The organism is Mesorhizobium sp. KR1-2, assembly GCF_040045035.1.
Lineage (GTDB): Bacteria > Pseudomonadota > Alphaproteobacteria > Rhizobiales > Rhizobiaceae > Pseudaminobacter.
Genome location: NZ_JBDZDS010000007.1, coordinates 1 through 25711, shown reverse-complemented (window position 1 = coordinate 25711; position 25711 = coordinate 1). Strand labels below are relative to the sequence as shown.

The following is a 25711-nucleotide window of genomic DNA, read 5'->3' as shown; positions in this document are numbered from 1 at the left end:
GGTGTCTCCTCCATCAATCTGCGTAAATTCTGACGTCGGCCGCATCCCAGCCAAGCTCAACCTGGTCACCGGCCGAGACCGGCTGGCGGTCAACGGCATCTGCCGTCACGCGCACCAGGAAGGGCTTGTCGGACAGCGATGTGCGGACGTGGAGCTGTAGGTCCAGCCCCTGATAGGCCAACGCCTCGACAGTGCCAGCGACGCGGTTGGCGGTCTCGGGCGAGGGAAAGAGCCGGATACGTTCAGGCCGTATAGCGGCCACGGTGGCGGCTCCGGGCGAAAGCATGGTCGGAACCTTGCCGGCAATCTTCACGCCGTTGGCGGCCAGCACGCCATCGGCGGTGGCCTTTCCCTGCAGAAAATTCGTCACGCCGATGAAGTCGGCAACGAAGCGGTCGCAAGGATGCTCGTAGACCGCTCGCGGCGTGTCGCACTGAAGCAGGCGACCATCCCTCAACACCGCAATGCGGTCGGCCATGACCAGCGATTCCTCCTGGTCGTGGGTGACGATGACGAAGGTGATGCCGACCTCGTTCTGCAGGCGCTTCAGCTCGAGCTGCATGGAGCCGCGCAGTTTCTTGTCCAGCGCGCCGAGCGGCTCGTCAAGCAGCAGCAGGCGAGGCCGCTTCACCAGCGCGCGGGCCAGCGCCACGCGCTGCCTCTGACCGCCGGACAGCTGTTCCGGCTTGCGGTCGGCGAAGGGCACGAGCTCGGTCGTCGCCAGGATCGCGTCGACACGGGACCGGATTTCCTGTGCCGGTAAACGCTCCATCTCGAGGCCGTAGGACACATTGGCCCTAACGCTCATATGTGGAAACAGCGCGTAGGACTGGAACATCAAATTGACTGGCCGCTTGTTGGGCGGTGTCCTGGTGATGTCCTGTCCGTCGAGCAGGATGCGGCCATCGTTCGGGGCCTCGAAACCGGCGAGCATGCGCAGCAGCGTGGTCTTGCCGCAGCCGGAGGGGCCCAGCAGCGCGAAGAACTCGTTCTCACGAATGTCGAGCGAGATGTCCTCGACTGCCTTCACGCGGCCGAAGCTCTTGGAGACGTGATCGATCGACAGCAAGGTGCGCGGTTCGTTCATTGGCCGATGACTTCGCGATTGAGCCGCTGCGACAGGGTCAGCGCCACGATGCTGACCGCCATGACGATGGTCGCCAGCGCGTTGATCTCGGGTGTGATGCCGAAACGGATCATGGAGTAGATCTGGATCGGCAGCGTGGTCGATGCACTCCCAGCGCCTGCGGTGAAGAAGGCGATGATGAACTCGTCGACCGAAAGCGTGAAGGCAAGCAGCGCGCCGGCTACCACGGCGGGGAGAATGACAGGCAGCGTCACCCGCCGGAACGTGGTGATCGCGGACGCGCCGAGATCAGCGGAGGCCTCGACGATCGACCAGTCGAAATTCTTCAGCCTTGCGCGCACAACCGAGCATACGAAGGCCAGATTGAAAACGACATGGGCGACGATGATGGTCTGCAGGCCCATGGTAACGTTGAGCATCGAGAAGAAGCTCAGCAGCGCGATGGCCAGAACGATGTCGGGAATGATCATCGGTGCGAAGATCAGCGCCTCCAGCCCCTTGCCGAAATGCCGCCGCATCTCGACGCCGATCGCGAGCAGCGTGCCGAGCAACGTTGCGATAGCGGTGGAGACCACCGCCACGATCAGCGTGTTGAGACCCGCCGACAGGATCGCGGAATTGCCTGCGAGTGAGGCGTACCATTTCAGCGAAAAGCCGGACCAAGCCGTCGGCAGCCCACCTTTGTTGAAGGACAGCGCCACGAGCACTGCGATCGGGATGTAGAGGAAAGCGAAGACGAGGGTGAGCACGAGCCAGAGCCCGCGCCGCGTGCCGGGGGAGCGTTCAGCCATCGCCACCTCCACGCGCCTCGATGGTGCGGCCGGCAGCGCGGCCGGCGAGTTGCGACTGCGCCATCAGAACCAGCAGCATGACAGCGATCAGCGCGATCGCCAGCGCGGCACCGAAGGGCCAGTCGTTGACGGTCAGGAACTGGTCATAGACAAGGTTACCGATCATCTGGAAACGGCCGCCACCGAGCAAAGCGGGCGTTACGAAATTTCCGATCGACAGCACGAAGACAAAGACCGCGCCGGCAGCGATGCCCGGCACGGTCAACGGCAGGATGACGCGCCGGAAGGTGGTGACCGCGGAAGCGCCGAGATCGCGCGAGGCCTCGCCCAGTTCGGGGTTGAGCCGAGACAACGGCGCGTAACAGGCGAGGATGACAAAGGGCAGGTAGTTGTAGACGAGGCCGGCGATGACGGCACCCTCGGTATAGAGCATCGAAGGCGGCTCGCCGGTGTAGCCCGCCCAGCGCAGGAGTTGCGTAATTAGGCCCTCACGGTTGAGCAGCACAATCCACGCATAGGTGCGGATCAGGTAGTTCGACCAGAACGGCAGCACGGCGAAGAACAGGAAGACCGGCTGCAGCCGACGGGGCGCGGCAGCAATGGCATAGGCGGCGGCATAGCCGATGACAACGGCGATGGCCGTTGCTGTACCGGCGATGCTCGCGGATTTTAGGAAGATGCGAGCATAGAGCGGGTCGAACACCAGCCCGAAATTCTCCAGCGTGAAGGTGTACTCGACGCCGCCATAGATGCCGCGCCGGAAGAAGGCGAGTGCCAGCACCAGCGCGCAAGGCACCACCATAAGGGCGGTGAGCCAGGTCAGCGCTGGCGCCATCAGCAATGAGGAGCGGAATCTTGTCTGGGGCACGTCGCAGTACCGTTCAGTGGCTGGCGGATGAACGCCGATCTCTTGCCGTGATTGCGCCTACTGCGCGGCTTTGATCTCGCTGACGATTTTCGCGTAGTCTCGCTGAGCGTCACCGACGTCGCGCAGCTGCTCGAATTTGACGAGATCGGCGACCGGCATGGCCATGTTGGGGAACTGGACGAGGAAATCGGCCGGCAGGCTTTCCATCGCCGGCTTGTTCGGCACCTTGTAGTCGATGTTCTGTGCCGCCCAGGCGTGGTTCTTGGCATCGAGCATGAAGTTGATGAACTCGAAGGCTGCGTCCTTGTTCTGCGAAGCCTTCATCACCACCATCGTGTCAACCCAGAGATCCGAACCTTCCTTCGGGATGACGTATGTTATCTCGGGCTTCTCGGCGATGCCGTAGTTGCACCAGCCGTCCCAGGCCTGCACCATCAGCGCTTCGCCGGAAACCAGCTTGGAGTAGAAGGTGGTGTCGTCGTAGGCGAGCAGGGTCTTCTTGGCCGAAATCAGCAGATCCTTCACCTCGGCGAGCTTGGCGGGATCGGTTTCGTTGACCGAAAACCCCTTGTCGAGCTGGCCGGCGGCAAGCAGCCAGCGGTCGGTCGCCAGCATCGTCGTTTTGCCCTTGAGGTCGTCGGACGGTGCGAGCAAATCGTTCCAGCTGGTCGGTGCCGTCTTAACCAGATCCGAACGGTAGCACAGGCCGGTGGTGCCCCAAGTGTAGGGGACGGAGAAGTTGTTCCCTACATCGTGGGGAAGCTTCGTCGCCTCGGGATAGAGGTTCGTGAGATTGGGGATTTTTGCATGGTCCATCGGCTCAGTCAGGCCGAGCTTGTTCAGCACCTCGGCGAACGGCGACGAGACGAAGACCACGTCGTAGCCCTTGCCGCCGGAGGCGACCAGCTTGCCCATGATCTCCTCATTGGTAGCATGCACCACAACTTCACCGGAAACGCCGGTTGCTGCCTTGAATGCTTCCATGGCGTCGGGCGCCATGTAGCCGTCCCAGTTGGAGACGACGAGGTCGGCGGCAGCGGCCGGCGCCGAAAGCGCCAGCGCCAGGCCAAGCGCAATTGATGACGTTTTGGACAAACGGTACCGCGGAGCGGTGGCGGTCATGATGGACTCCCATTCCGATTGATCGTCGAAATCATTGTTGGACCGGCGCTGCTCTAGGCTGCGGTCGCGATCCTGTTCCCTTCCGGTCTCTTTTTTGCCGGTTGCCAAGACTGTACTATTGTAGAAAAAAGAACGTCAATCCATTATTTGACAGGTGACCGTGGAATCTGTCCTGTTGCGCCCGTGGGGGCGATCGGTCAAAGCATCACGGTCATGTCCGTCACGAGAAGTTTCATGCAAGCGGCAGCCCGGCGACCTCGTACCAACCATCTCGATCTCGCCCAGCGTATCCTGGACGTGGCGCGGCAGTGCGGCTTCGAGCGCGGTGCCCACCTGCCGGAGCAACAGATCGCTTCGCTTTGCAACGTCTCGCGCACGCCGGTGCGTGCGGCGCTGCGTCTGCTTGTCGAGCAGGGTGTCGTGCACTGGGAAGCCGCCGCCGGATATCGCCTGGCCATCGACGCCACCGCACCGGCGGCCATTGCCGCCGAGCTCCCTGTCAGCGAGGAAGATGAGTTGGTCGAAGCGATCCTGCGCGACCGGTCAGCGCGGCGGCTGGATCAGACGGTCACCGTCAGCGGGCTGATGCGGCGCTATGACGTCGAGCGTAAGACGGTACTAAAAGCGCTTAAAAGACTAACGGAAGAGAATCTTCTCGATCGCGCGCCAGGGCAATCCTGGCTGTTTCGCCGCGCACCAGACGATCCTGAAGCGCAAGGTGAGAGCTGCGAGTTTCGCCTGCTACTGGAGCCCGCGGCCATCCTGACACCCGGCTTCCGGCTCGACGGCGCGCGCGCGACGGCGCTGCGGCAAGGCATGGAGGTGTTGGCGGCGCTGCCGGACGCGGCATTCGACATCAAAGAGTTCCAGCGGCTCGACATAGACTTTCACGACATGATCGCCGACGGCTCGGCCAACCGCTTCATCGCCGACGCGCTCTCGGATCACCTGCGACTGCGGCGGTTGCCCGGCATCTACGTGGGCATCAACGTGTACAAGCTGAAGCAGTCGCTGCGCGAGCACCTCGCCATACTCGACCATCTGGAAAGCCGGCAGTACGAAGTGGCGGCCGACCTGCTTCGCGTCCACCTGCGGCTATCCCGCAGCCAGCGGCCGCAAGCGGCCAGCCGCGGGGCGCCGGCGTTGTTCGGCATGATCACTCGACCGGATTGACGAGGGCCATGCGTAAGGCGAACCCGACCATCGTGCTGTTTCCCGAAGCGAGCTTTGGCGCGGCGTTGAATTGCGTCGGCATCGCACAGGCGTTGCGTGCCCGTGGCGCGCGGCCGGTGTTCATCTGCCACGCCGGCTTCTCCGGGGTGTTTGCCGACTACGGATTCCAGGAATACCAGCTGCCGACCAAAGACCCTCTGAGCGTCAGCGAACGCCAAAGCTACTGGCAAGCCTTTGTGCGCCGCCATCTGCCGCATTTCCGGCTGAGTCCAGCCGACCAGCTCGAAACCTATGTCGCGCCGACATGGCAGGCGATCGTCGACACTGCGGCCAGTGCCGAGGAGCCGCTCAGGCAATTGCTGGCGCAGCTGAAGCCGGATGCCGTAGTGCTCGATAACGTCGTCATGTTTCCAGCGATCGCCGCCTCGGGGTGTCCCTGGGTGCGTGTCGTCTCCTGTGCCGAGACCGAGCTCCCCGATGCTCGCGTGCCGCCCTATCTCTCAGGGCTTGCCGCCGACGACGCCGGCCGCGCCGCCTTCGAGGCGCGCTATCTAGCGGCCGTTGCTCCCGCGCATGAACGATTCAATCGGCTGCGCGCCGATGCCGGGCTGCCTCCCTTGCATAAGGGATCGTTCCTCGAGGTCTCGCCCGATCTCAACCTGCTGCTGACGCCGTCGATCGTGCGCCGCGAACGCGCCGCGCCGCTTGACCCGGCGCGTTTCATCTATCTCGAGGGATGCGTCCGTTCCGAAGGGCCGTTCGAGGCGCCAGTCTTTCCGCGTAATGGCGGGCCGCTAGTCTATCTCAGCTTCGGTAGCCTCGGCGCCATGGATGTCGGCCTGATCGAGCGCATGCTGAGCGTCTTCGATCGGCTGCCGGCACGGTTCCTCGTCAATGTGGGCGGTCTGCGCGATGCCTACCGCGCGGTCCCCGACAACGTCCATCTCGACGCCTGGTTTCCGCAGCCTTCGGTCGTGGCGAAGTCCGATTTGTTCATTCACCACGGCGGAAACAACAGTTTCTGCGAGGCGCTGCGTTTCGGCGTGCCCTCGCTCATCATGCCATATTGCTGGGACGGGCATGACAACGCGCAACGTGCCGAGGAGACCGGCGTCGGCAAGCACCTAAACCGCGATGGCTGGACCGAGGAGGTGCTGGAGCGGACCATTCTCGGCCTGTTGACCGACGATGCGATGCGCACGCGCCTGAGGAAAAATGCAGCTGATATGGCGCTGAAACCCGGAACGGACATGGCCGCTGAAGCGATCCTCTCCCTGTTGCGAACATGACCGAATGACTGAAGACCATACCGCCCACGTTCGATGTGGGATGTCGAGTATCGATCGCACAAGGGCCTGAACAACTGAGGAGAACTCTCATCGCCTCGGCGAAACCGGGAGTGGGGGGTAGCGCATTGGAAGGCCATGGCCGGTCTGGCCAGCTTATCCAGACCAACCGTCCAAAGGTACAGGTGGCGGACGTAACCTGACATCACCGAAGCCGGAGGATGCTCCGCTTCCAGTTGCGGCTTGCGATCCGCACGTCGCTCTCGAAGGCGTCCATGGTGGCCGTGATCTCAAAGGTGTCCGGCGTACAACTGACGCAGGGATATGTCTCGGTGCGCACCTGCCATTCGCCTCTGCTGAGACGCCAAACGGCCTTGGCGTCCGCGCTGGCGTCCACGGGTCGCCCTCACGGACGCGGTAGTGCTCCTCGGCCTGAGCCTCGAAGGCGAGGTCGATCGCCGGCAAGTGGTAGGAGCTGCGTTCGCGATGCACGGTCACAACCATCTCGCCGGTGGTTGGATCTTCGGCGATGGTGCCGTTGCGACCGGCGAGCTTGGTGATGGCATGCGGCTCCACCTCGGGTTGCTCTGGCGCCGCAAAGGGCGCGAGAGCTTCGTCCAAGGGGGAGGGCTCGCGGACCGGAAGCGATAACGCGCTCTCGCTGGTGGAAACCGTCAGCGTGGCGAGTTCCGGCGACGGCCAGGCAATCGGCCAGTGCGAGGTGGCAAGCGCCAGCCGAATGCGATGGCCGGCCGGGAACGTCTGGGCTACGTCGTTCAGCACGATCTTGATACGGTAGGTCTTGCCCGGCTCCAGCCGTTCCGGGTGCTCGTGGCCGTTGCGGTGGGTGAGGTTGAGAAGGCCGTAGAAGACATGCGTCGAGGAGCCGTCGGGCATGCCGTTCAGCGTCAGCACGTCGTCGTTGCGGAACATCTTGCGCACGCTCGCGGCATCGGCGAAGTCGGAGAAGACAAGCGCGGCATCGACATGGTAGGCGGCGCCGTTTCGCAGGAACTCCTCGACGCGTTCGACAGAGCCTACGCGCAGGAAGATGACCTGCTTGCCGATCGACTGGATCTCGCCGATCAGCAGGTCGAACAGGTCGAGGTCGGAGAAGTCGTGGATGTGATTGACGATGACCGCGATGAGGTTGACCGTGTTGGTGGTCAGGCTGCGTGCCAGGAGATTGGGCTTGAAGCCGAGCTTGTCGGCTGCTTCAAGCACGCGAGCCCGGTTGTCGCCCGAAACCGGACGATTTTCGCTCGACAGCGCGCGCGAGGCAATGGCGCGCGACACGCCGGCAAGCTCGGCGACATCGGTGATGGTCGGCGCAGTGCGTCGTTTGCGCGAGCTGTCCATTGCTTACTTTGCGAAGTATCGGTCTTGAAGTTCGGCGCTTCGGGCCGAATGCCCCGCCGCAGAATTTCTTTCGGGAACTGAATTGATGATTACCTGCTTCGACATTGGCGGTTCAACGATAAAAAGCGCCCGCGCCCGCTCGGCCGGTGAAATCGAGATCATCGACCGCGCGGCGACCCCGCTCGACGACTTTTCCGCCTTTGCGTCGGTGATCGCCGAGCGTGTGGCAAGTGGCGAGGGGCGCTCGAAAGGCGTCTCCATTTCGATCGCCGGCGTCGTCGATCCCGCTTCCGGCAGCCTGAAATGCGCCAACATCCCTTGCGTCGACGGCCGCCTCATCGCCGCCGATCTCGCGCGCGTCATCGGCCTGCCGGTGTGGATCGCCAACGATGCCGACTGCTTCGCGCTGGCCGAGGCGACTAGCGGTGCCGGCAAGGGCCACCGCAACGTCTTCGGCGTCATCCTCGGCACCGGCGTCGGCGGCGGGCTGGTCATCGACGGGCGCATCGTCACTGGTGCCGGCGGCTATGCCGGCGAATGGGGCCACGGCAAGGCGCTGCAGACGACGGTCGGCCAGCCACCGGTCGAGGTGCCGCACTTCGCCTGCGGCTGCGGTCAGTCCGGCTGCGTCGACACCATCGGCGGCGCGCGCGGCATGGAGAAGCTGCACAATTTTCTCTGCGGCGAGGTGTTGTCGAGCACCGAAGTCATCGACCGCTGGCGTTCAGGCGAGGCGACGGCGAGCCGTACCATCGACATCTACCTCGAACTGGTCAGCGTGCCGCTGGCGCTGACGCTCAACATCATCGGCTCGTCCATCGTGCCGGTCGGCGGCGGCCTGTCCAACGTTCCCGAGCTCATCGAGGCACTCGACCGTGAGGTGCGCGGCCGCACGCTGCGCCGTGCTGCCAACCCGTTGGTGGTCAAGGCAGCGCTGACTACCGAACCCGGACTGATCGGCGCCGCCGCCCTCGGCCTCCAGGAGATCGCCAATGTCTGAGAAGATCCTGCTCGAAGTCTGCGTTGACAGCCCGGAGGGCCTTGCCGCGGCGATCTCAGGCGGCGCTGACCGCATCGAACTCTGCGCGGCGCTGGAGACCGGCGGACTGACTCCGTCGCCTGGGCTGATGACGTTGGCAGCCAGGGCGCCGATCCCGGTCTATGCGATGATCCGTTCGCGGCCCGGCGACTTCGTCTATGGCGAGGGGGATATCGCCGCACTTCTTGCCGACATTGACGCGGTGCGCGCAACTGGCCTGGAAGGCGTCGTGCTTGGCGCCAACCACGCCGATGGCAGCCTCGACCGCAATGTGCTTGCGCGTCTGATTGACCGTGCAAAGGGGCTGGGCAAGACGCTGCACCGTGCCTTCGACCTTGCCGGTCCCGATTTTGCAGCTGCAATCGACCTTGCGGTCGAGCTTGGTTTCGAGCGCATCCTGACCTCGGGCGGCGAGACGACGGCATTGAAGGGTTTGGAGGCACTTGCGCCCTGTTTCGCCCAGGCCGGTGACCGCATTGCCATCATGCCGGGCTCGGGGGTCAGCCTCGAAACGCTGGACGCCATCAGGGCGCGGCTGCCCTTCCGCGAAATCCACTCGTCCTGCTCGGTCGCCGCTGATGCGACTGCTGGAAAAGCGTTGGAGCTGGGGTTCGTCTCGCGGCGTCCGAAGCGGACCGACGAAGGGATCGTCCAGGCGATTAAGGCGCGACTCGCTGCCCTATAGCGAATGTGGCGACGACGCAGTCCGGACAAAATTTTGAAAAAGTCGCTTGGGGTTGACAGTGCAATGAAGCTTGACGGGGCAAGCATTGCATGCTGCCCGGTGGCACGTCGGAACTGACGGTGCAAGAGTATTTCGCCGCCAACAACATGAATACACTCCAGTGGCTGTCCGATCTATCCGGTATCCGAGCTTCCTCGACCCGGTCGAATTCGACCCGCCCCAGCTGCATGGCTTTAATTTCACAGGCGGGACCTCTCTCGCGTCGGAGCTTCGGTCATCGGACCGTCAATCTACACCTCGGCATTCGTCGCCGAGATTGCGCGTGCGCGGGCATACTCGGTTTGCCGAGCGGAGGGATTTGCACGACGAAATTCACGCCGCACCGTACCTGAATTTTGAAGGAGATAGCTTATGTCGTGGGGCCCGTGTTCAATGTTGCGTTTGCGGATCGGTCCGGAACGTGTTCGGATCAACCTTCGTGAGAAGCCAGGACTGAAATGCGAGCCCCAGCGCACTGTCCTGCTTTCCCTCGGGCAGGACGACGTAGTAGCGGTTGTCGGTGGTCATCGGTCGGTCGAAGACGATCCGCAGCCGGTCGGAGGCGATCTCGTCCTCAATCAGGTAGAGCGGAAGTAGCGCGAAGCCGAGGCCGCGCGCCGCAGCTTCGATAATCATCGCGAACTGATCGAAGCGATTGCCCTTATAGGCGGCTTCCCAGGCAACGCCGTTGCGTTCGAACCACTCGACCCAAAGTTTTGGTCTTGTCGCCAGATGCAGGAGGGGTTTGCCTTCCAGGTCACCCGGATGATTAATGGAATGAGCTTCCATCAGTGATGGGCTGGCGACCGGCAGGATGGTCTCGCTGCAAAGATAGGTGCATGTAGCCCGTGGCCAGGTCGGCTGCCCGTAGTGAATGGCGAGATCGAAGTCCTCGACCGAGAAGTCGAAAGGCTCGGCGCGGGAGGCCACATTGACGGCGATTCCGGGATGACGAGCCAGGAAGTCCGGCAGGCGAGGCAGCATCCAGCGGCTGCCGAAGGTGGGAAGGGTGGCGATCGACAGCACACTCTTTCCATCCGCAGACGCCCTGGCGCGCAGAACCAGTTCTTCCAATTGCAGCAGAAGCCGTGACACCTCCGGCAGAAGCTGGCGGCCCGCAGCCGAAAGAATGACGCGCTTGCGCACCCTTTCGAACAGGAGCACCCCCAAAAGGGACTCCAGCGTCTTGATTTGGCGGCTGATCGCGCTTTGCGTCAGGTTCAGTTCCATTGCCGCCTTGGTGAAGTTCCCATGTCGAGCGGCGCATTCGAATGCCTGGAGCACCGCCAAATCAGGGATCAGTGTTCTGCTCAGGTTCATGCGCGCCTCGCATCAAATTAGTCGAAACCATCACAACAGACGGCTCGCCGATTGCGGTATTATCAAAATTTAGAATGAGTACTACACGGTGAGGTGGGCGTCATGCCCGAAGAGCGCTTCAGTCCGGCCGACGATATTCGTAGCGCCTTTTCGGCGGCGATGTCCGCTATGTACCGCAATGAGGTACCGGCCTACGGCACGCTGATGGCGCTGGTCGCCGAGGTCAATCTGGAAACTCTCTCGACCGATCCGGACCTGCGGGCAAGGCTGAAGGCGACCGATACCCTCGACCGCATCTCCGAGGAACGGCACGGCGCGATCCGCCTCGGCACGCCCGCGGAGCTTTCCATGATGCGCCGCGTCTTCGCAGTCATGGGCATGTACCCGGTCGGCTATTACGACCTGTCGACGGCCGGCGTTCCAGTCCATTCGACTGCCTTCCGTCCGGTGGGTGAGAAGGCGCTGAGCCGAAATCCGTTCCGCGTTTTCACCTCGCTTCTTAGGCTTGATCTGATCGCCGACGAGACCCTGCGCCGCGAGGCCGAGGAGCTTTTGGGCAGGCGTCGCATTTTCACGGACATAGCGGTCGCGCTGACGCAAAAGGCGGAGCGCGAGGGCGGGCTAGACAAGGCGGATGCAGAGCGTTTCGTCGCCGAGGTGCTGGAGACTTTCCGCTGGCATGACAAGGCCAATGTCAGCCTCGATATGTATCGCCGGCTTCACGATGCCCACCGGCTGATCGCCGATGTCGTGTCCTTCAAGGGGCCGCACATCAACCATCTGACGCCTCGCACGCTCGATATCGACGCCGTCCAGGCACGCATGCCCGAGCATGGCATCGCGCCTAAGGCTGTCGTCGAAGGCCCGCCGAGCCGCAAGTGCCCCATCCTGCTGCGCCAGACCTCGTTCAAGGCCTTGCAGGAAACGGTGTCCTTCGCCGATGAGGACGGCAGCTGGAACAGCGGCTCGCACACGGCGCGCTTCGGCGAGATCGAGCAGCGCGGCATCGCGCTGACGCCGAAGGGTCGCGCCCTTTACGACGAATTGTTGAACCGCTCGCGCGCGGTCGTCCGGCCGGCGGCCGACGGCTCCAATGCCCGCGAATACGAAGCCGCGCTGGCCGAAGCCTTCCAGGCCTTCCCCGACAGTTGGGCCGAGATCCGCGCCAACGGCCTGGGCTATTTTGTCTACTCGCTGACCGAGAAAGGCCTGGCCAGCCGGCTTTCTGATGCGGCGGTCTCGCTCGATACCCTGTTCGCGGAAGGTTTTATCCGCTTCGATCCAATCGTCTACGAGGACTTTTTGCCCGTCAGCGCGGCTGGCATTTTTCAGTCCAACCTTGGCGATGACGCGCAGCAGGAGTTCAAGGCAAGCCCCAACCAGCTTCGCTTCGAAGCCGATCTTGGCGCGGCGGTGCTCAACGAGTTCGAGCACTACGCAGCCATCGAGCAGGACTCGATCGAGGTCTGCCTGCGCACGCTCATCGTTCAGGAAGCCGCGGAATAGGTTTTGATGATCGACCGGGCGTACAGCGAAGCGTTTCTGCGAATCCTCGGCTTCGAACGCCGGTTGCGCGATCGGATCTTCGGCATTACCGTCGAGGGATTCGGCGGTAGTTTCAGCGCCGAGCACGCCATCGGCCGCAAGAAACAAGCCCATTACGAAATCTACACCAACCCCGAGATCAAGCGTCTTGCCCAAGGCCTGAAGGCGATAACCTCGCCCGGCCAGCTCGGCAACGTGCGCTTTGGATGAAAAAAGGAAGGAGCCCGTCATGAACATTGCAGCGAAAGCGGTCAACGTCGTCGAGGAAACCGCGTCGATCCTCAGCAAGCTCGGCGTTGCCGAGCAACTCTACAAGGGTGGAGACATGCCCTCCTATTCGCCGGTCACCGGCGAGGAGATCGCAAGGCTGAAGACCGATTCCGCCGCTGAAGCCGCCGCCAAGATCGAAGTCGCGGACAAGGCCTTCCGCGCCTGGCGCAACGTACCCGCTCCCAAGCGCGGCGAACTGATCCGCCTGCTGGGCGAGGAACTGCGCGCCGCCAAGGCCGACCTTGGCCGCCTCGTCTCCATCGAGGCCGGAAAGATCACCTCCGAGGGTCTCGGCGAGGTGCAGGAAATGATCGATATCTGCGACTTCGCCGTCGGTCTTTCGCGCCAGCTCTACGGTCTCACCATCGCCACCGAGCGCCCCGGCCACCGCATGATGGAAACCTGGCACCCGCTGGGCGTCGTCGGCATCATCACCGCCTTCAACTTCCCGGTCGCCGTCTGGTCATGGAATGCTGCGCTCGCGCTCGTCTGCGGCAACGCCGTCATCTGGAAGCCATCGGAAAAGACGCCGCTCACCGCCCTTGCCAGCCAGGCCATCCTCGAGCGCGCCATCGCCCGCTTCGGCGAGGTGCCGGAAGGCCTCAGCCAGGTCCTGATCGGCGACCGAGCCATCGGCGAGGTCATGGTCGACAACCCGAAGGTGCCGCTGGTTTCCGCCACCGGCTCGACCCGCATGGGTCGCGAGGTCGGCCCGCGCCTTGCCAAGCGCTTCGCCCGCTCGATCCTGGAACTCGGCGGCAACAACGCCGGCATCGTCTGCCCGTCTGCCGATCTCGACATGGCGCTGCGCGCCGTGGCCTTCGGCGCCATGGGCACGGCCGGCCAGCGCTGCACCACGCTGCGCCGCCTCTTCGTCCATGAAAGCGTCTACAACACGCTCGTCCCGCGCCTGAAGAAGGCCTATGCCAGCGTGTCGGTAGGCAATCCGCTCGAGACCTCGGCGCTTGTCGGCCCCCTGATCGACAAGCCCGCTTTCGACAATATGCAGAAGGCACTGACCGAGGCGAAGGCGCAGGGCGGCACCGTCACCGGCGGCGACCGCGTGGAGGCCGCAGGCCAGGCGACCGCTTATTACGTTAAGCCGGCGCTCGTCGAAATGCCGAAGCAGCAGGGGCCAGTGCTCGAAGAAACCTTCGCGCCGATCCTCTACGTGATGAAGTACACGGATTTCGACGCCGTGCTTGCCGAGCACAATGCCGTCGGCGCGGGCCTCTCCTCCTCGATCTTCACGCTCGACATGCGTGAGGCCGAAACCTTTCTCTCCAGCGAAGGCTCGGATTGCGGCATCGCCAACGTCAATATCGGCACTTCGGGCGCCGAGATCGGCGGTGCATTCGGCGGCGAGAAGGAAACCGGCGGCGGCCGTGAATCCGGCTCGGATGCGTGGAAGGCCTATATGCGCCGCGCCACCAACACCATCAACTACTCGAAGGCCCTGCCACTGGCACAGGGCGTTTCCTTCGACATCGAATAGGCGCTGCGATGACCGTGATGAACAAGATCGAAGGGGCCGGCTTCGCGCCGGCCTCGCGGATTTCCGCAATCGGCGTTTCCGAGATCCTGGCCATCGGTGCCCGGGCGCAGGCCATGAAGCGCGAGGGCAAGCCGGTCATCATCCTGGGCGCCGGCGAGCCGGATTTCGACACGCCCGACCATGTGAAGCAGGCGGCCTCGGACGCCATGCAGCGCGGCGAGACGAAATATACCGCACTCGATGGCACGCCGGCGCTCAAGGCCGCCATCCGCGACAAGTTCCTGCGCGAGAACGACCTTTCCTATGAGCTGGACGAGATCACCGTTGCGACGGGCGCCAAGCAGGTGCTGTTCAACGCGATGATGGCGACGCTCAATCCGGGCGACGAGGTCATCATTCCGACCCCGTACTGGACATCCTATTCCGACATCGTTGAGATCGCCGAGGGCCGTCCCGTCCTCATTGCCTGCGACGCGGAGGCCGGCTTCCGCCTGACCGCCGAACAGCTTGAGCAGGCGATCACGCCCAGGACGCGTTGGGTGATGCTGAACTCGCCGTCCAATCCCTCTGGCGCGGCCTACGGGGCCGAGCATTATCGCCCACTGCTCGATGTGCTGCTCCGGCACCCGCATGTCTGGCTGCTGGTCGACGACATGTATGAGCACATCGTCTATGACGGCTTCGACTTCGTCACGCCGGCCGCGCTAGAGCCCCGGCTGAAGGACCGCACGCTTACGGTGAACGGCGTGTCGAAGGCCTATGCCATGACCGGCTGGCGCATCGGCTATGCCGGCGGGCCAAAGGCGCTGATCAAGGCAATGGCCGTTGTGCAGAGCCAGTCCACCTCGTGCCCTTCCTCGGTCAGCCAGGCGGCGGCGGTGGCTGCCCTGAGCGGCCCGCAAGGCTTCATCGCGGAGCGGCGCGACAGCTTCAAGGCGCGGCGCGATCTGGTGGTGGCGGCACTGAACGGGATCGACGGCATCGACTGCCGCGTTCCGGAAGGCGCCTTCTACACTTTCGCGAGTTGCGCTGGCATGATCGGGCGGACCACGCCGTCGGGCGCGCGGATCGCAAGCGATCGTGACTTCACGAACTATCTCCTGAACGAGGCGCTTGTCGCCGTCGTTCCGGGAAGCGCTTTCGGCCTCTCGCCTTACTTCCGCATCTCCTACGCGACATCCCAGGCTGAGCTGCAGGAAGCGCTTTCGCGCATCACCGACGCCTGCGCCCGGCTTACAGCCTGAAATTTTCCGCTTCCGACATGAAGCGATGTCGACGGGGCTGTTGCAACGACTGGACGAGAGCGCAAAGAGCACCTGATGCGAGGTCGATCACGTGACGAGGGTTCAAACTGCTCGGCCAGAGGTGGATTCGGATTGAGGGCGTATCTCGCCTGTCGATTGCGCATCATGTAGACCATTTCGATGCCGTCCAAGATGATCGCGGCGATGATGGTGATTTGAAGCCGAGCATGGGCCGGATACGGCGCTTGATGCGCCGATGATCCTGTTCGATCCGGTCATTTCAGAGGTCTACTCTTGTGGATCTGGATCGGTTTCAGTCGGCGCCGGGAGCGATCCTGCAAGCGATTTGTGGTGTCTTCGGAAACGGATAGCCTCCTGGTTGGTCTGGCTACCGTCGATGACGGGTCGACCTCCACGCGCCAGCGCCTTTTTTAAAGAACCGCTTGGCCGAAGGCAGGTCACGCTGCTCGCTGAACCAAAACTCGACCGTGTTCCAGACGACGTCGATGGCGCGGAAAAGATACATCCACCGGCCGCGGACCTTGATGCAGGTCTCGTCGACATGCCCAGTCACGCTACGTTTGCGTCGGTTGAATGCGCCGGCAACAGCGGTGCGAAACGAACGGTCCAGCGAATGAGGCTGCAAAGATCATACGCCGGCGAGATGAGTGCGTAGGTCGTGAAACGCTTCATGAATTGCCATCTATGCGCGGTTTCAATGGGTGTAGTAATCTCGTCCTGAAAGCTTACCAAGAGAGCTCTTCCCTTTCCTAGAAAATTGCTATTCTTGGTCGGATGCTCTGGAGACTGTGATGATAGGCGCGGATGTCGCTGCGTTTCTTGAAAGCCCGGTCATGATATTGGTGTCGACGCGCAACAGCGGGCATCGAGCTTTCATCGCGCGCGGCTCAGGTGCCCGTTTCGACCGGCGACACGGACACATCGATGTGCTTCTGTGCCGGGGCCAGTGGCCCGATGTAGCGGGTAACGCGGCAAAGGGCGCTCCCATAGCAGTCACCGTTGTGCGGCCAAGCGACTATCGCGCCTTCCAGGTGAAAGGGGTGATCGAGGAGGTCGCTTCGATCTCCCAGGAGGAGCAGCAGCGCGCGACTGCCTATGTGACGCGCATGTTGGAGATCATGGCGGAGCTGGGTGTCACGAAGGTCCAGCTTTCGCACACGCTGACCGACAAGGACCTCGTCCGGATCAGCTTCCTGCCCACCGATCTGTTCGCGCAAACGCCAGGCCCGGATGCGGGCCAGCGCCTGGAGCAGGCGGCCCAACGATGATCCGGCTGAGCGACATTCGGGACAGTTTCGAGGGGGTCATTCCGTCGGTGATCGCGACCACCAGCGCGGATGGCGTGCCCAACATCTCCTATCTCTCCCACGTCCACTATATCGACGAGCGGCATGTCGCACTGTCCAACCAATTTTTCTCGAAAACTGCAGCCAATGTGCGCCATCGTGGTGTGGCGACAGTGATGGTGGTCGACGGGCGGACCGGGCAGCAGCATATTCTTGACCTGCATTTCCTGAGGTCGGTCGGCGAGGGGGAACTGTTCGAGCGCGTGGCGTCGCATCTTGCCGTGATGAGCGTCTCTCAGGGGATGGGCGACGTTATGAAGCTGCGCAGCCTCGACATCTACGAAGTGGAGGATTGTCGGCCGGTTGTACCGGTCGCGTCGCTCGCCGAGCCGGAAGAGACGGAGCCACCGCGCGACCGCCTCTACGCGGCGGGGCAGCTTTGTGCGGCCATCGCCCAACAGGGTGATGCCGAAGCAATGTTCGATTGCGCGCTAGAGGGGCTGCAAACTCGATTCGGTTTCGCCAATGCGGTCGTGCTCGTGCCGGATGAGGAAGGTAAGAAGCTGAGCACCATCGCAAGCCGCGGCTATCCGGCCTTCGGGTTCGGCTCTGAGGCAACGGTGGGGGTGGGCACGATCGGCACGGCCGCAGCGATGCGTCGCCCGTTGCGTATCAGCGACATGCGGCGTGGTCAGCGATACGCTTCGGCGGTGCGCGCGGAGGTTATGCGTCACGGACCGGACCACATTCCGCTTCCGTCCCTTGCACAGCCGCGCAGCCAATTGGCGGTACCGATGTTGAGCCGGGGAAGGCTGCTTGGCGTACTGTTCGTCGAATCGGAAAAGAGCTTTGCGTTCAGCCATCGCGACGAAGAGGCGCTGTCGCTTGTCGCCAGCCAGCTTGCGACAAGCCTGCTGCTGGCAGAACGGGACAGGTCGGAAGCCGGGACGCCGCCGCCCGCAACTCACCAGCCATCACCGGCTCAGGCGGCGCCACGCATTCGCGTGCGCTACTTTCCGCTCGACGGCAGCGTCTTCGTGGACGACGAATATATTATCCGAGGCCTGCCGGGGCAGCTGCTCCATCATTTCCTCTCTGTCTTTTCTAAAACCGGACGCACTGATTTTTCCAACCGTGAGATTCGCCGCGAACGTTCGCTCCGGTTACCCGACTTCAAGGACAATCTCGAAACCCGCCTCATTCTCCTGCGTCGGCGTCTGGAAGAGCGGGGCGGGCCGCTTCTCCTGTCAAAGCCGGAGCGGGGACAGATCCGCTTGGAGTGCGACGGTCTTCCGGAGATCGAGATTGCGACAGGCTGAGACTCTGGAAGTGAGTGGTGTTGCAGCTTCTCTCGAGCTGGACCGGAAACGGGTTATGATTCTGCCCGCATGGCAGCGCGGTGGCGCTAACTGGCCCGGTCCAGCGTCTTCAGTGTTGCGATCAGATTTTCGGGTCCTGACAGATGTGAAGGAGCACTTAGACGAGTCGAATGAGTGGTGCGTTTTGATGGCGGGATGCTGGCAAAAACCGCACGCCGTATTTACGATCCTTACGCATGAGTCGACTCGCTTCATCTCCCACCATCGCGTCTGTTCCGGCCGCTGTACCCGGCTGGGCCATCCCGCGCACGCCGGGCGTGGACACAGCTGAAGCTGCGTTCCTCGCTGGAGCGGCTCTGAATTCGCTGGATCATCTGGTGCGCGCCGAACACCCCTGGGCCGGCGCGTGGCGCCAGCGGCTCGCACTGACCTGCGCGGCGGCCGCCTGTCGTCTCGCTGGCCGCAGTGAGGACGAGGCCGCGTTGCGCGATGCTTGGCACTTGCGCAAGCCGGACGACGATCCGGGCCCCGCCGGCAACACGTTGGGGGCGTGGCGACAGCTGGCAGCACGGGCGCCGACGCTCGACGTCGATCGTCTGGCCAAAGTGGTGGAGTGGCTCGGCCTACGTTGGGACGAGGAATTTGCCGAGATTCCGAAGGCGCTGGATGCTCTCCCCCACGCTGGGCCGGCGGCGCCCTTTGAGGTGGTGGCGATGATGCGGATGCTGGCTGAGACAGCGCCCGCCGCAGAGCTGCTGGCCTGGTGGCTCGGCGATCTGGTGCTGGCGCGGAAGCTGCAATGGCCTCGGCCGGTGCCGCTGTTGATGGCGCAGGTGTTTGGCCCGGCGTTTCGCGCCGGTGGCGGGCGCGCCAAAAGGATACGGCCCGGCGATGATGCCTTCGCGCAGGCGCTGTGCCTGGCATTGGCCCAGGGCGCGTCCGATGCCTGCCGACTGGCCAGCGAGATCTCCCGGCAGGCCGAGCGGCTTCAGGCCGTGATACCGAAACTGCGCGCCAAGGGGGCGGGCGATGCGATTTCAAGGCTGCTAGATGACGATGCCGTGCCGGGCACGCTTGTCACCAAGAACCTCTCGCGTTTCGCTACCCGGCGGCTGTTCGAACGGCTGGAGGCCTTCGAGGCGGTGCGGGAGCTTTCCGGCCGGCCGACTTTCCGGCTCTACGGGCTCTGACCATGTCCGAAACCACTCAGCCGAAAATGAGGAAAGAGCAGGGCACGCTGCTGGACGCCGAGCTCGAGCACCTCCCGCCAGAACTCAGGTGGCGCGAATGGATGGGCCGCGTCGAGGCGGTGATCTTTGCCGCAAGCGAACCCGTGACACGCCAGACCTTGGCACGGGTTGTCGGCAAAGACTGCAACCTCGACCTCATCATCGACGACATCCGCGCCGAACTTGCCGGCCGCCCCTATGAGCTGGTGTCGGTCGCCGGCGGCTGGCAGCATCGGACCAGAAAGGGCTTTGCCGATGTCATCCGCGCCGCTACGGGGCAGATGGGCACCGTGCAGCCGCTGTCGTCTTCGGAGACGCTGGTGCTGACGGCGATTTCGTATTTCCAACCGATTACCCGCGCCGAGCTTTCTAGCTTCTTCGGCAAGGAGATCAGCCGCGACGTGATCGCCGCCTTGCGCGCGCAACACTTCATCGTCTCGGGCCCACGAGCGCCCCAGCCCGGCGCGCCCTATACCTATGTGACGACGAAGACCTTTCTGTCGGCGTTCGGGCTCGAGACGTTGCGTGATCTCCCCGACTTCGAGGCCCTCGAAGACGCGGGCCTCCTCTCAAAGGAGAAGCTGCTCAAAGGTGAAATTCCGATTGGATTGATGGGGCAAGAGGATGGTGGTTCTGCCCTTGACGTCGACGAGGGGATGAGCGCGCAGCCATAGCCTCTTCAGAGTTGCCGTCGCGGCGCCATTCTAGCGCTGACCGGTGGCCTGTGGTCTCGACATATCATGTTCGGGGTGCTCAACGGTCTGGCACGCATCTGTTCGATGCTCACGAGCAGCCTTCATGGACACCTTGTTTACGATCGTTTCCAAGAGGCTTGAATTTGATCCTGCAACCACAGCCGGTCCAGTCGCGGTTCACTCCGTCCGCGCTTTATCGCGCGGCCATCAAGGCGATCGACGCGCATGTCGGTGGTTCGTCGGGCAAGCGCTTTGCCGAACTGGGCGCCGAAGAACAGGACGCGCTCCTCAAGAATCTGGGAAGCGGCAGCTCCAGCTCGATGGGGGCGACGCCAAGACCTTCTTCAAAATCCTGCTGATGATGATACGTCGCTACGCGGGCGCGAGTTTCGCTTAGCTGAGCCTAGCTGACCTTCTCGGGCGTAGCCCTCATTGACTGCTGGTATACGGTCTGGCCGCTCTGCTCGTCTATCCCGGTGAGACGGACCTCGTAGCCCCACAGGGTGGCGAGATGGCGCAGCGTCGCATCCCGACTCTCCTCCTGCAGCCCCACACCATCGCGGATGTTGTGCTGCAGCCGCAAGCAGCGGTCACCCGCCAGGTCGGCACCAATCACTTGGATATCGGGCTGGCGGGACGAAACATCATAGCTGTCGGCCAGGGTAGACCGGACACTTTCATATCCCCGCTCATCGTGGATGGCCGTCACCTCCACATAGCTTTTGCTCGCGTAGTCCGTCACGGCAAACAATCGCATTTTTCGGATCAGGCTCGGACTGAGATATTGCCGAATGAAGGACTCGTCCCGATGACTCACCCATGCGTCAAGCAGGACATCCAGCCACGCCCCCTTTCCGGCGATGTCCGGAAACCAGTCGCGATCTTCCGGCGTCGGTTTGGTGCACACTCTTTGTATGTCCCGCATCATTTCGAAGCCGAGCGTATAAGGGTTGAGCCCACCGTATCGGAGATCGTTGAAGCCCGGCTGGAAGACAACGTCAGTATGGTTATGCATGATCTCCAGCATATGCCCGTCTTCTATCAGGCCTCTCTCGAAAAGAAGATTCACAATGGTATAGTGAACGAAGGTCGCGCAGCCTTCGTTCATCATCTTTGTCTGTCGCTGCGGATAAAAGTACTGCGCAATGAATCGAACGATTCTTACAATTTCCCTCTGCCATGGCTTCAAGATGGGACTGTTCTTTTCGATAAAGTATAGGATGTTCTCTTCTTGGGAGGACTGGCTGGCAGCGCCCGCCTCACCGGCGTAACTCTTGAAAGAAGAGGACGGCAATGTGCGCCAGAGGTCACTGAACGTGCGTTCCGCATGCGCGATTCTCTCGCGCTCGCGGGCCTTTCCCTGCTCGGCAGAGAGCCGTCCCGGTCTTCGATAGCGAAATACTCCTTGCTCCATCAACGCGTGAGCGGCATCAAGTATGCTCTCGACGGCGGCGATGCCATGCAACTCCTCGCATTGCCTTACGAAGTTTTTGGCAAAGTCCAGATAAGTCAGGATGGCGCCGGCATCGGTCCACTGCCGGAACAGCTGGTTATTCTTGAAGAAGTGGTTATGTCCAAACGCGGCGTGCGCGATAACCAACGTCTGGAGCGCCGCCGTGTTACCCTCCATCAGATAGCAGATGCATGGATCGGAATTGATCACCATTTCGTAGGCCAGACCCATATGGCCCTTACGATAAAGCTGCTCGTCCCGCAGGTATCGCTTGCCGAAAGACCAGTGCCGGTACATCAGCGGCATGCCGATCGATGAATATGCATCCATCATCTGCTCAGCCGAGATTATCTCCAGCTGGTTGGTATAGGTATCAAGGTGCAAGTCCTTATATGCGACCTCCTCGACCGCGTCGTAAATTCTGCGGAGAATGTCGAAGTTCCAATCCGAGCCGTGGAACAGGGGCTCCTGCAATCCCTTGCTAGCGCACATGGCGCCCTCCTCAGTCCGACCCAGCGTAGCCGTGCTTAGCGAAAAGATGGCGGAACACCGGATAGATGTCTTCCGGAACGGCCATGCGCGCCATCTGCAGGCGCGAGTCTTTCTCGCTTACCGCCCGATAGGCTTTCCAGAGCGGCGTGCCATTCGTTGCCGAATGGAAGATATCGCGCTCGCGTGCATCGATGATCTCGACATAGGCGAAATACTGGCATTTTGCGAGCAATCCGCCTTCCAGGACTTCTTGGCAGCGATTCGAATCGTAAGGCGAATTGTCTCCGTCGGACGCTTGCGCCGCATAGATGTTCCACTCGGTGACCGGATATTTCTCTGCGATCACACGCTGCATTTCGTCGAGAGCCGACGAGACGATCGTCCCGCCGCTTTGGGTGCTGTAGAAGAACGTCTCTTCGTCGACGACTTTTGCTTCGTGGGTGTGCCGGATGAAGACGATGTCGGTGCGCTCATATCTACGCTTCAAGAACAAGTGCAGGAGTACGAAGAAGCGTTTGGCAAGGTCCTTCTCGCGCTCGCCCATGGAGCCTGACACGTCCATCAGGCAGAACATGACCGCAGCCGTATTGGGGACCGGCCGGGCCTCGAAGCGATTGTATCTGATGTCGAGTGGATCAACGTAAGCGACGAGCTTTCGCCTTTGTGTCAGCCGTCGCAGTGTTTCCTGAAGTTTCAGAAGCCGGATCCGGATTACCGGTGTCTGCTCGTAGTTTTCCAGCTCCGATATCTGTTGCGCGACTTCTTCCATCGCGCCCTTCGGCGGCCGCTTCAGCGCTATTCGCCGGCCAAGGCTGTTGTGCATGGTGCGCGCGACATTGATGTTTGCCGGTGGGCCGGTGGCGGTGTAGCCGGATCGACGAAACTTGAACGCTGGCACCTCGTTCAAGTGCAGCTTGACCATGTCCGGCAATTCCAGGTCTTCGAAGAAGAGGTCGAGAACCTCCTCGCGGTTCAATATGAAGTGGAAGTTGTCGTCTGGAGCACTCCCGCCGGCTTGGCGGCCCAACTGACCACCGGCCTGCCCGTGTTTAGGAATGCGATCGCCTGCCGAGTACGCGGTGTTTCCGGGCAACACGACAGTTCTGCGGCCGGTAGCGGTTGCCTGGCGGAAACTTGGCTCGCCGGTGGTGCTGCTGGATACGGTCACGGCGTGATCGGCATCCACATCCGCTATCGGCGTCGACTTCAATTTTTTGTTGAAGACGTGTCGTAGTTCGTCTCTTGCCCGGCGCAGGAATCGTTGCCGATTGCTCAGGCTTTTGTCTTTGGGATTTAGGCGGCGGTCAATAAAATGGGACATCTGTCGCGCCGCTAACCTGCTTTATTTACACGCATGTACCAGTCAACCAGTCGCCGCACTTGGCGTTCCGTATAGCCGCGCTCCTTCATGCGCTCGACGAATTCCATATGCTGCTTTTGCGTGGCGCTGTCTTGTTTGGAACCGAAGCTGATGACCGGAAGAAGGTCTTCTACCTGGCCGAACATCTTTTTCTCGATGACTTCCCGCAGCTTTTCATAACTTGTCCAGGTCGGATTCTTGCCGGCGTTCTTAGCGCGTGCCCGGAGCGCAAACTTGACCACTTCGTTGCGAAAATCCCTGGGGTTCGAGATCCCCGCCGGCTTCTCGATCTGGGAGAGCTCGCTGTCGAGGATTTCCCGGTTCAGCATCTGGCCCGTGTCCGGATCCTTGTAATCCTGATCCTCGATCCAGGCGTCGGCATACGCGATGTAGCGGTCGAAAAGGTTCTGGCCGTACTCGCTGTAGGACTCGAGATAGGCCTTCTGAATCTCATGGCCGATGAAGTCGGCATAACGTGCTGCCAGCTCGGATTTGATGAAATCCAGGTATGCGCTTTCGAGCTCCAGTGAAAACTGCTCGCGACGGATGGCCTGCTCCAGGACATACATGAGATGCACCGGGTCCGCCGCGATCTCCTTCGTGTCGAAGTTGAAGGTTTCAGACAGCACCTTGAACGCAAAGCGGGTGCTGAGGCCGGTCATGCCCTCGTCCACGCCTGCCAAGTCGCGGTATTCCTGGATCGACTTGGCCTTGGGATCCACATCCTTCAGGTTTTCGCCATTGTAGACGCGCATCTTCGTATAACGAGGAGAGTTCTCGTGTTCGCGAAGCCGGGTTGAAACCGTGAACTTGCTCAACAGATCCAGCACCTCGGGTGCACATGGGTTGCTGGTCAGTTCGCTTTCGCGCAGAAGCTTCTCGTAGATCATCTTCTCTTCCGAGAAGCGCAGGCAATAGGGCACCTTGATCACAAGGATCCGGTCGAGAAAGGCTTCGTTGTTCCGGTTGTGCTTGAACTGGAGCCACTCGGACTCGTTCGAATGCGCAAGAATGATGCCCTGGTACGGGAAAGCCCCGAAATTCTCGGTGCCGTTGTAGCTGCCTTCCTGGGTAGCGGTCAGGAGAGGATGCAGCACCTTGATAGGCGCCTTGAACATCTCGACGAATTCAAGCAGCCCCTGCGTGGTCCGGTTCAAACCGCCGCTGTATGAATAGGCATCCGGATCCGACTGGCTGTAATTCTCCAGTTGCCGGATATCCACTTTGCCAACCAGCGATGATACATCCTGGTTGTTCTCGTCGCCCGGCTCGGTCTTTGCGATTGCGATTTGCCTAAGCCGGGAAGGCATGAGCTCGACCACGCTGAAAGCGGAGATATCGCCATTGGCTTCGGCCAGCCGCTTGACGGCCCAAGGAGAAATCAGGCCGGCAAGCCGCCTCCGCGCTATGCCGTATTTGTCCTCGAGCAGATCGCTCATCGTGTCCGGATCGAAGAGCCCCAAAGGAGACTCGAAAATGGGGCTGAGCTGGCCTTTGACCTTGAGCGTGTAGATCGGCTCCTTCTCCATCAGCTTCTTGAGTTGTTCGGCGAGGGACGATTTGCCCCCGCCAACCGGGCCGAGCAGATAAAGGATCTGCTTTCTCTCCTCCAAGCCCTGGGCGGCATACTGGAAGTAGCTGACGATCCGCTCGATTGTGCTCTCCATTCCGTAGAAATCAGAGAAACTAGGATAGCGGCGTATCGTCCTGTTCATGAAGATGCGGCCGAGCCGCTCGTCCTTGCTGGTGTCGATGAGTTCGGGCTTGCCGATAGCCTGCATCATCCGCTCCGGCGCAGTGGCGTACATGCCGCAATTGTCCCGACAAGCCAGCAGGTATTGCTGCAAGCTCATCTCCTGTTGCACTTCCCGCGCGTAGCGTTCCGAGAACAGCCGGAAAATATCTTGCTCTACCGGCATTTCGCACCCGACCGACGTTTCGCCCAATGAGCTCTCGGTCAGAAACTGACATTGGGCATGAAATGTTCCAACGTGCTTGCGAACGGCTGCATTCCGTCCGTGAGACCGGAACTTTGGTAATGTCTTTCCATTGCCTTCTGCGGATGAGTGATGCGTAGCGGCAATCCGAACCTCAAGGTGCAGGTATACGACGACGGCCACATAAGCGTGAACATTCAGGGCGACTGATCCAGCCATCTATTCGACCCCGGTGCCTTCAGTGGCGTGCCTCAAAGCCGGGAGGGGCTGACGCCAATCCGTGCCGCCTGGCGTCGGCTTACGATTGCCCAACTGCTGCATGTCGATGGGCAGACGGCCGCGAGCAGATCATCGGCATGACCAGCCCGGCTGCATGCAGTCCCCTTCATGATTTCCGCCGAGTCGCCTCCCCATCATGCCTCAAGGGTCGTGAACAAGGGGGCGGGCGGGGTGTTGGGTGAGGGCGCTGTGTTGCTTACGCAGGGTCTGCAAGGGTTGGTTTGTTTTTGTCGCAAAAAATTCAAAAAGGGCGAAAATGGTCGTTGACAGTTTTGGGGGGCGGGGCCTATATACGCCTCAACAACGAGGGCGGCGCG

General features: G+C 61.8%; 22 protein-coding genes and 1 pseudogene. 13 read left to right on the top strand and 10 right to left on the bottom strand.

All coding sequences use genetic code 11. The features are described from left to right. Nucleotides 1–13: 13 nt before the first annotated feature. The 4 genes from ABLE85_RS15015 to ABLE85_RS15000 all read right to left on the bottom strand — a co-directional run bounded on the left by ABLE85_RS15015 (nt 14) and on the right by ABLE85_RS15000 (nt 3868). Entirely contained in the window at nt 14–1087 is a 1074-nt protein-coding gene (locus ABLE85_RS15015) for an ABC transporter ATP-binding protein (RefSeq protein ID WP_348793537.1), read from the bottom strand. Then, nucleotides 1084–1878, bottom strand: a complete 795-nt coding sequence (locus ABLE85_RS15010) for an ABC transporter permease (protein ID WP_348793536.1) — start codon at nt 1876–1878, stop codon at nt 1084–1086. The genes ABLE85_RS15015 and ABLE85_RS15010 overlap by 4 nt, the downstream gene beginning before the upstream one ends. Beyond that, nucleotides 1871–2713 (bottom strand): ABC transporter permease, encoded by an 843-nt coding sequence (locus tag ABLE85_RS15005; RefSeq protein ID WP_348793729.1) that lies wholly within the window; start codon nt 2711–2713, stop codon nt 1871–1873. The genes ABLE85_RS15010 and ABLE85_RS15005 overlap by 8 nt, the downstream gene beginning before the upstream one ends. Nucleotides 2714–2803: 90 nt before the next feature. After that, nucleotides 2804–3868, bottom strand: a complete 1065-nt coding sequence (locus ABLE85_RS15000) for a spermidine/putrescine ABC transporter substrate-binding protein (RefSeq protein ID WP_348793535.1) — start codon at nt 3866–3868, stop codon at nt 2804–2806. A 234-nt stretch (nt 3869–4102) separates the two neighbouring features. On the opposite strand from ABLE85_RS15000, the gene ABLE85_RS14995 reads away from it, so the two are divergent. Both ABLE85_RS14995 and ABLE85_RS14990 read left to right on the top strand, forming a co-directional pair. Continuing rightward, nucleotides 4103–5041, top strand: coding sequence for a GntR family transcriptional regulator (locus tag ABLE85_RS14995; protein ID WP_348793534.1), 939 nt, complete (start codon nt 4103–4105; stop codon nt 5039–5041). An 8-nt stretch (nt 5042–5049) separates the two neighbouring features. Continuing rightward, entirely contained in the window at nt 5050–6330 is a 1281-nt protein-coding gene (locus ABLE85_RS14990) for a glycosyltransferase (RefSeq protein WP_348793533.1), read from the top strand. A gap of 153 nt (nt 6331–6483) precedes the next feature. Here ABLE85_RS14990 and ABLE85_RS14985 read toward each other — a convergent pair whose 3' ends face one another. Further along, nucleotides 6484–7686 carry a CocE/NonD family hydrolase C-terminal non-catalytic domain-containing protein gene (locus tag ABLE85_RS14985; RefSeq protein ID WP_348793532.1) on the bottom strand — a complete coding sequence of 401 codons (1203 nt, stop codon included), beginning with the start codon at nt 7684–7686 and terminating at the stop codon, nt 6484–6486. An 85-nt stretch (nt 7687–7771) separates the two neighbouring features. On the opposite strand from ABLE85_RS14985, the gene ABLE85_RS14980 reads away from it, so the two are divergent. Together ABLE85_RS14980 and ABLE85_RS14975 are read left to right on the top strand one after the other, a co-directional pair. After that, nucleotides 7772–8686: an ROK family protein gene (locus ABLE85_RS14980; protein ID WP_348793531.1), complete on the top strand. Its 915-nt coding sequence runs from the start codon at nt 7772–7774 to the stop codon at nt 8684–8686. Continuing rightward, a complete protein-coding gene (locus ABLE85_RS14975; RefSeq protein ID WP_348793530.1) occupies nt 8679–9410 on the top strand; it encodes a copper homeostasis protein CutC in 732 nt (243 codons plus the stop codon). Before ABLE85_RS14980 ends, ABLE85_RS14975 begins: the two co-directional genes overlap by 8 nt. A 429-nt stretch (nt 9411–9839) precedes the next feature. Here the strand turns inward: ABLE85_RS14975 and ABLE85_RS14970 are convergent, their stop codons facing one another. Next, on the bottom strand, nt 9840–10769 hold the full coding sequence (locus ABLE85_RS14970) for a LysR family transcriptional regulator (RefSeq protein WP_348793529.1): 930 nt from the start codon (nt 10767–10769) through the stop codon (nt 9840–9842). Between the two features lie 102 nt (nt 10770–10871). Here ABLE85_RS14970 and ABLE85_RS14965 point away from each other — a divergent pair, with 102 nt between their 5' ends. The 4 genes from ABLE85_RS14965 to ABLE85_RS14950 are packed head-to-tail and all read left to right on the top strand — an operon-like array spanning nt 10872 to nt 15323. After that, entirely contained in the window at nt 10872–12275 is a 1404-nt protein-coding gene (locus ABLE85_RS14965; protein ID WP_348793528.1) for a VOC family protein, read from the top strand. Between the two features lie 6 nt (nt 12276–12281). Then, nucleotides 12282–12524, top strand: a complete 243-nt coding sequence (locus tag ABLE85_RS14960; RefSeq protein WP_348793527.1) for an FAD-linked oxidase C-terminal domain-containing protein — start codon at nt 12282–12284, stop codon at nt 12522–12524. Between the two features lie 19 nt (nt 12525–12543). After that, nucleotides 12544–14079 (top strand): aldehyde dehydrogenase family protein, encoded by a 1536-nt coding sequence (locus ABLE85_RS14955; protein ID WP_348793526.1) that lies wholly within the window; start codon nt 12544–12546, stop codon nt 14077–14079. An 8-nt stretch (nt 14080–14087) separates the two neighbouring features. After that, nucleotides 14088–15323, top strand: a complete 1236-nt coding sequence (locus ABLE85_RS14950; RefSeq protein ID WP_348793525.1) for a pyridoxal phosphate-dependent aminotransferase — start codon at nt 14088–14090, stop codon at nt 15321–15323. Nucleotides 15324–15424: 101 nt separating this feature from the next. On the opposite strand, the pseudogene ABLE85_RS14945 reads toward ABLE85_RS14950, so the two are convergent. After that, nucleotides 15425–15965 (bottom strand): annotated as a pseudogene (locus ABLE85_RS14945) (DDE-type integrase/transposase/recombinase); the annotation flags it as partial. Nucleotides 15966–16135: 170 nt separating this feature from the next. On the opposite strand from ABLE85_RS14945, the gene ABLE85_RS14940 reads away from it, so the two are divergent. From ABLE85_RS14940 to ABLE85_RS14920, 5 genes are all read left to right on the top strand, one after another. Next, nucleotides 16136–16612 (top strand): hypothetical protein, encoded by a 477-nt coding sequence (locus ABLE85_RS14940; protein WP_348793524.1) that lies wholly within the window; start codon nt 16136–16138, stop codon nt 16610–16612. Then, nucleotides 16609–17949, top strand: coding sequence for a GAF domain-containing protein (locus ABLE85_RS14935; RefSeq protein WP_348793523.1), 1341 nt, complete (start codon nt 16609–16611; stop codon nt 17947–17949). The genes ABLE85_RS14940 and ABLE85_RS14935 overlap by 4 nt, the downstream gene beginning before the upstream one ends. A gap of 236 nt (nt 17950–18185) precedes the next feature. Then, entirely contained in the window at nt 18186–19139 is a 954-nt protein-coding gene (locus ABLE85_RS14930) for a DUF1403 family protein (protein WP_348793522.1), read from the top strand. 2 nt (nt 19140–19141) lie between these two features. Continuing rightward, on the top strand, nt 19142–19852 hold the full coding sequence (locus tag ABLE85_RS14925) for an SMC-Scp complex subunit ScpB (RefSeq protein ID WP_348793521.1): 711 nt from the start codon (nt 19142–19144) through the stop codon (nt 19850–19852). A 164-nt stretch (nt 19853–20016) separates the two neighbouring features. Then, nucleotides 20017–20232, top strand: coding sequence for a gluconate 2-dehydrogenase subunit 3 family protein (locus ABLE85_RS14920; RefSeq protein WP_348793520.1), 216 nt, complete (start codon nt 20017–20019; stop codon nt 20230–20232). A 44-nt stretch (nt 20233–20276) separates the two neighbouring features. Here ABLE85_RS14920 and ABLE85_RS14915 read toward each other — a convergent pair whose 3' ends face one another. Genes ABLE85_RS14915 through ABLE85_RS14905 form a run of 3 tightly spaced genes read right to left on the bottom strand, consistent with a single transcriptional unit; the run spans nt 20277 to nt 25097 of the window. Beyond that, nucleotides 20277–21818: a SpoVR family protein gene (locus ABLE85_RS14915; protein ID WP_348793519.1), complete on the bottom strand. Its 1542-nt coding sequence runs from the start codon at nt 21816–21818 to the stop codon at nt 20277–20279. A 10-nt stretch (nt 21819–21828) separates the two neighbouring features. Next, nucleotides 21829–23139, bottom strand: coding sequence for a YeaH/YhbH family protein (locus ABLE85_RS14910; RefSeq protein WP_348793518.1), 1311 nt, complete (start codon nt 23137–23139; stop codon nt 21829–21831). Between the two features lie 11 nt (nt 23140–23150). Next, entirely contained in the window at nt 23151–25097 is a 1947-nt protein-coding gene (locus ABLE85_RS14905; RefSeq protein WP_348793728.1) for a PrkA family serine protein kinase, read from the bottom strand. Nucleotides 25098–25711 lie beyond the last annotated feature (614 nt).

What these genes read in the sequence shown, in the direction of transcription:
- ABLE85_RS15015 (WP_348793537.1), bottom strand. Translation starts at nt 1,087, where the DNA reads ATGAACGAACCGCGCACCTTGCTGTCGATCGATCACGTCTCCAAGAGC.
- ABLE85_RS15010 (WP_348793536.1), bottom strand. Translation starts at nt 1,878, where the DNA reads ATGGCTGAACGCTCCCCCGGCACGCGGCGCGGGCTCTGGCTCGTGCTC.
- ABLE85_RS15005 (WP_348793729.1), bottom strand. Translation starts at nt 2,713, where the DNA reads ATGGCGCCAGCGCTGACCTGGCTCACCGCCCTTATGGTGGTGCCTTGC.
- ABLE85_RS15000 (WP_348793535.1), bottom strand. Translation starts at nt 3,868, where the DNA reads ATGACCGCCACCGCTCCGCGGTACCGTTTGTCCAAAACGTCATCAATT.
- ABLE85_RS14995 (WP_348793534.1), top strand. Translation starts at nt 4,103, where the DNA reads ATGCAAGCGGCAGCCCGGCGACCTCGTACCAACCATCTCGATCTCGCC.
- ABLE85_RS14990 (WP_348793533.1), top strand. Translation starts at nt 5,050, where the DNA reads ATGCGTAAGGCGAACCCGACCATCGTGCTGTTTCCCGAAGCGAGCTTT.
- ABLE85_RS14985 (WP_348793532.1), bottom strand. Translation starts at nt 7,686, where the DNA reads ATGGACAGCTCGCGCAAACGACGCACTGCGCCGACCATCACCGATGTC.
- ABLE85_RS14980 (WP_348793531.1), top strand. Translation starts at nt 7,772, where the DNA reads ATGATTACCTGCTTCGACATTGGCGGTTCAACGATAAAAAGCGCCCGC.
- ABLE85_RS14975 (WP_348793530.1), top strand. Translation starts at nt 8,679, where the DNA reads ATGTCTGAGAAGATCCTGCTCGAAGTCTGCGTTGACAGCCCGGAGGGC.
- ABLE85_RS14970 (WP_348793529.1), bottom strand. Translation starts at nt 10,769, where the DNA reads ATGAACCTGAGCAGAACACTGATCCCTGATTTGGCGGTGCTCCAGGCA.
- ABLE85_RS14965 (WP_348793528.1), top strand. Translation starts at nt 10,872, where the DNA reads ATGCCCGAAGAGCGCTTCAGTCCGGCCGACGATATTCGTAGCGCCTTT.
- ABLE85_RS14960 (WP_348793527.1), top strand. Translation starts at nt 12,282, where the DNA reads ATGATCGACCGGGCGTACAGCGAAGCGTTTCTGCGAATCCTCGGCTTC.
- ABLE85_RS14955 (WP_348793526.1), top strand. Translation starts at nt 12,544, where the DNA reads ATGAACATTGCAGCGAAAGCGGTCAACGTCGTCGAGGAAACCGCGTCG.
- ABLE85_RS14950 (WP_348793525.1), top strand. Translation starts at nt 14,088, where the DNA reads ATGACCGTGATGAACAAGATCGAAGGGGCCGGCTTCGCGCCGGCCTCG.
- ABLE85_RS14940 (WP_348793524.1), top strand. Translation starts at nt 16,136, where the DNA reads ATGATAGGCGCGGATGTCGCTGCGTTTCTTGAAAGCCCGGTCATGATA.
- ABLE85_RS14935 (WP_348793523.1), top strand. Translation starts at nt 16,609, where the DNA reads ATGATCCGGCTGAGCGACATTCGGGACAGTTTCGAGGGGGTCATTCCG.
- ABLE85_RS14930 (WP_348793522.1), top strand. Translation starts at nt 18,186, where the DNA reads ATGAGTCGACTCGCTTCATCTCCCACCATCGCGTCTGTTCCGGCCGCT.
- ABLE85_RS14925 (WP_348793521.1), top strand. Translation starts at nt 19,142, where the DNA reads ATGTCCGAAACCACTCAGCCGAAAATGAGGAAAGAGCAGGGCACGCTG.
- ABLE85_RS14915 (WP_348793519.1), bottom strand. Translation starts at nt 21,818, where the DNA reads ATGTGCGCTAGCAAGGGATTGCAGGAGCCCCTGTTCCACGGCTCGGAT.
- ABLE85_RS14910 (WP_348793518.1), bottom strand. Translation starts at nt 23,139, where the DNA reads ATGTCCCATTTTATTGACCGCCGCCTAAATCCCAAAGACAAAAGCCTG.
- ABLE85_RS14905 (WP_348793728.1), bottom strand. Translation starts at nt 25,097, where the DNA reads ATGCCGGTAGAGCAAGATATTTTCCGGCTGTTCTCGGAACGCTACGCG.